Annotated in this window: 2 protein-coding genes; both read right to left on the bottom strand. The window is 31.1% G+C overall.

The window, feature by feature from the left end; all coding sequences use genetic code 11:
- Positions 1-144: 144 nt before the first annotated feature.
- The gene (locus CLCHR_RS23770) at positions 145-2,895 is read right to left on the bottom strand and encodes a calcium-translocating P-type ATPase, PMCA-type (protein WP_079442418.1); all 2,751 of its coding nucleotides are present in this window, start codon (positions 2,893-2,895) and stop codon (positions 145-147) included.
- Positions 2,896-3,593: 698 nt separating this feature from the next.
- Positions 3,594-4,604 carry a glycoside hydrolase family 43 protein gene (locus tag CLCHR_RS23775; RefSeq protein WP_079442419.1) on the bottom strand — a complete coding sequence of 337 codons (1,011 nt, stop codon included), beginning with the start codon at positions 4,602-4,604 and terminating at the stop codon, positions 3,594-3,596.
- Between the last annotated feature and the right edge of the window lie 172 nt (positions 4,605-4,776).

Below are 4,776 nucleotides of genomic sequence, written 5' to 3' on the forward strand. Positions count from 1 at the left end.
TCCATCTAAATATTCTTTTACTGCCTGAAGTTTTTCTTTAGGTAAGATATTTCTAGACATAAAATTACTCCCTTCTAAGTAAAACAGTTTTATTATTTCAACTGTCTACCTAGAAGGGAGCATATCATACTTTTACGATCTTTATTATTTATTTATTAGTCTCAACACAAATTTTACAATTTCATTTATTATTATTATTATAAAAGCTAATCCCAATACCTTCCCCCACATTAGTGGTGATAATGCTACTGAGTTGAAAAAAGTAGTAAACATTTGTGTAAATAATATTTGTGCTAAACCTGTTATTATTATCACCTTTATTGCTATTGTATTTTTAAAGAAATTAGGCAACATGCTATCTATACCAAATTCTCTGCAATTAAAAGCGTTAAATAATGCACTGAACGCAAACAATCCGAATAGGACAGTTTCCATTTCACTAGCTGTTCCTACTTTTTCTGTTGAAGCTCCTAAAATATTGAATTTCATTTGTAAAAGCAGAATTAAAGTTATGTATATAGCATTTAAAATTATGGATGTTATCATAGTTTTTGTAATTATACTTGAGTTTCTGTCCACTGGTTTTTTATTAAATACATTATTCCTAATTGGTTCTAAACCTAAAACTAATGCTGGAGGCCCATCCATAATTATGTTAATCCATAATAACTGAATTGTAGTAAACGGCATTTCAAAATTCAATATTTGAGATATTATTGCAACTAAAAATGCGACTATATTTACTGTAATTTGGAACTGTATAAACCTTTGGAAATTTTGATATACTCCTCTACCCCATTTAATTCCATGAATAATCGTAGTAAAATTATCATCTGTTAATATTATATCAGCAGCATTTTTAGAAACTTCTGACCCCGATATTCCCATTGCAATTCCCACATCAGCTTTAGTCAATGCAGGTGCATCATTTATTCCATCACCGGTTACTCCAACTACTTCTCCATTCCTTTGAAGGGCCTCAACTATTCTCATCTTTGTTTCTGGCTTACTTCTAGCAACAATAGCTATATCTTTTATTTCCTTTTTCAATTGGTCATCGCTTAATCCATCAATATACGTTGCTTCTACTGCTTTCTTTCCATTCTTCAACATTCCTAGTTCGTCACCTATTGCAATTGCAGTATTAATATTATCTCCGGTCAGCATCTTCGTTTCAATTCCAGCTATTTTAGCTGTATTGATAGCCTTAGCCACATCCGGTCTTAATGGATCCCTTATAGCAACAAATCCACTAAACACAAAACTATTATCACTATTTAATGAATTTGATCCTAAGATACTCACTTCACTTGTAATTGCCACTTCCGCTTCTATTTCATCAATTATTCTAAATCCAAACCCAAGAATTCTCATAGACTTAGCTTGCAGTTTTTGTATTTCTTTCATTATTTCCTTTTTTCTACTCTCTTCTAAAGGAATAAATTTTTCATTTATAACTTCACTGGCAGCATTAGATAAAAGAATCTCTGGAGCCCCCTTTACCAGCACTACATTCATACCTTTAATTTTCATAATAGTTGCCATAAACTTATTCTTAGAGTTAAAAGGTATTTGATGGATGACTTCACTCTCTTTTCTTTCTTGTTTATAATCATATTCTTCCAAATAGGAAAGCAAAGCACATTCTGTTGAATTACCTAGATAGGTCCACTTATCTTCTTCAAAACTTATGTGAGCTGTTGAATTTACAAGACAATTCTTTATAAAATAGTCATCTATGTCTTGCTTGTCATCAAAGAATTTTCCATTTAAGTATAGATTCTCAACAGTCATTCTATTTTGTGTTAGAGTTCCAGTTTTATCTGAACAAATTACGCTTACAGAGCCGATAGTTTCACAGGCTTCCTTTTTGGTTACCAAAGCATTGATTTTGGCCATCTTCTGCATTGTAATTGCTAACGTCATATTAATCATAGTTGGCAAACCTTCTGGTACAGCCGCCACTATTAATGCAATACAAACAACAAACGCCGTTTTAATAGGATCTATAGAATTTAAGAACGAAATTATTCCTGATGTATTTATGTCTAATTCATTGGAAAAAACCATTTTCATTACCATGAAAATGAACAGTAAACCTGCTATAACACTGGATATTTTAGTAATTGTTTTACCTAGGTCTCCTAATTTTCTTTGAAGAGGGGTTTCTTCTTCCTCAACTTGAAGCGTTTGGGCTATTTTTCCCATTTCTGTATCATCACCAATACCTGTTACGACCATTACAGCTTTACCATAAGCAATTAATGTTCCTCCAAATCCCATATTAATTTGTTTTGCTGGGATTGGCTCTTGAACCATTTTGCCTTCACTAATCTGTATTTCTTCTAAGTTAACTATGATTTCAGCATCCTTTTTAACATCATCAGATTCACCTGTTAGCATGTCTTCTCTAACTTTTAAATCTGTTGTTTCTATAAATCTTCCATCAGCTGGTATCATATCTCCTGTTTCTAGATAAACAACGTCTCCCGGAACTAAATCACTTTTACTAACTTGAGTTACAGTACCATTTCTTAGAACTTTTACAACGATATCTTCTGTCATCTTAGCTAAGGCTTCAGCTGCTTTTTTAGACTTTCCCTCTGTAATTATTCCAATTGTTATCCCAATTGCTACTGCACATACAATCCCAATAGCATCATAGTATTCTCCAATAATTGCACTAACCAAAGCGGCAATTAAAAGTATAAGCATCATTGGCTCTAACAAAGCATTCTTTATATTAACAAAGATACTTTCCTCTTTTTTATGTGTAAACTCATTTTTTCCATACTTTTCAGTTCTCTCTTTAATTGTTGAATCTTTTAAGCCATCATCTAAATTAACATCTAATTTTTTTAGAACTGACTCTATATCCTCATTGAAATATTTCATTAACTGTATACTCCTTTTACTTATCACATAAATTCTTTAAATAAAAACTAAAAATTATTCATGCATTTTAGCATAAAATATAGTCAATATTAAGTTAACTTAAGTATTGACTACCACTTTACATGTTTATTATAAACCATTTTGAATACAACAGTAACTATTTTATCACATTTTTTATTTTATTTATACTAACTTTAAAGGTATTTCTAAGAACTTAAAGTGAGGCAATCAACAAACGAAATAGAATACATATATGTATTCTATTTCTTTGTTTTGCTACAACTTTAAGTATTTCACAGATATCCGCCTAAAAATTACATGTATATTGTATTAAGTATCCTGAATATCCCTTCACTAAAAGTATTGCTAACTAGAGAAATATAAAAATATTTGCTTAAGTATGATATGTTTTAAAGTTACACTAAACAAAGAAATGGAATAAATGTTTTTGCGGAGTGTTCATTAGAAGATTTCGCTGGCTGTGATTCTTATACCATAAGTTGTTCCAAATATGCTTGTTCAGAACTTGTTTTGAGGGAAGCATTTTGGGTACAACTTGTGGTATTAGAATCACCCAGCAAAATCTTCAAGGAACCGAAGCAAACACATTTATTCCATTTCGTTTTTTAGAAATAAACTTAAATTAATCTCTTACTGCAAGTATTTTTATATTTCAGTGATACACAATACCTTTATATTTATACTAGACTCATTTCTCTGCAAGTTATCTTTTGAAGTTCTGAAATATTTTCATCTTTTGATGGAACTCCAAAGTTTGGTGTTCCATCTTCATTCCACTTAATCACTTCAACTCTTGCATGTCTATTAGGATCATACAATGGATCACCTACAATTTCAGTGTAGTTTCTAGCATGATATACTATAATATCTTCAGTCCCATCTTCTGAAACTGTAAAACAATTATGGCCTGGCCCATATTGACCATTTTCCCAAGCTGTTTTAAATACTGGTTCTTGGTTCTTTGCCCAAGAGGAAGCATCTAGTAGATTGCTGTTTTCATATGCCGTAAGCATTCCCATACAATAATTTTCATCAGTTGCACTTGCAGAATAAGTTAAAAATATCTTCCCACTTTTCTTTAATATAGCCGGACCTTCATTAACCCAAAATCTTGCTATTTCCCACTCTAATTCTGGTCTTGACAAAAGTACAGGTTTTGTCTTTAATGTCCATGGATTTTCCATTTCAGCAATATACAAATTAGAATGTGACTTGGGTTCTACTTCTGCTTCTTCTTGCGCCCATACATAATATAGCTTGTCTTTATGTTCAAATGTTGTTGCATCAAGAGAAAAAGTTTCCCAACCAGTCTTAACCTGTCCCTTTTCTACCCAATTATAAGTAAATGGGTCAGCATTATCATTTTCAATTACATACATACGATGATTAAATGTAATTCCAGTAACTTCTCCATTTCCTGCAGCTGCAAAGTATATATACCACTTACCTTTAATAAAATGAATTTCTGGCGCCCATATTAAATGACTCATTTCACCTTCGTTATGTTTAGTCCAAGCTGTAAAAACTTCTGCATCTCCTAAGCCTTGTAAAGTTTTTGATCTTCTTATTTCAATGCGATCATATTCTGGAACTGATGCCGTGAAATAATAATATCCATCAGTATGTTTATGTACAAATGGATCTGCTCTTTGAATAACTATTGGATTTATATAACCTTTTTCTGCCATAAAAAAACTCCTTATCTAAAAATAATATAAATAATAATTCCTCATATATTTTAGTAATTCATAAACAAAATCATGTATGCTTAATTTAACAAAATTCTTTAATCTAATAAAACCCACAAATTTTCTCATCATTTCCTTATATACACCTATGTTTTATGATTAAATTATATAC

It is taken from the genome of Clostridium chromiireducens (assembly GCF_002029255.1).
GTDB classification, from domain to species: domain Bacteria; phylum Bacillota; class Clostridia; order Clostridiales; family Clostridiaceae; genus Clostridium; species Clostridium chromiireducens.

What these genes read in the sequence shown, in the direction of transcription:
- CLCHR_RS23775 (WP_079442419.1), bottom strand. Translation starts at nt 4,604, where the DNA reads ATGGCAGAAAAAGGTTATATAAATCCAATAGTTATTCAAAGAGCAGAT.
- CLCHR_RS23770 (WP_079442418.1), bottom strand. Translation starts at nt 2,895, where the DNA reads ATGAAATATTTCAATGAGGATATAGAGTCAGTTCTAAAAAAATTAGAT.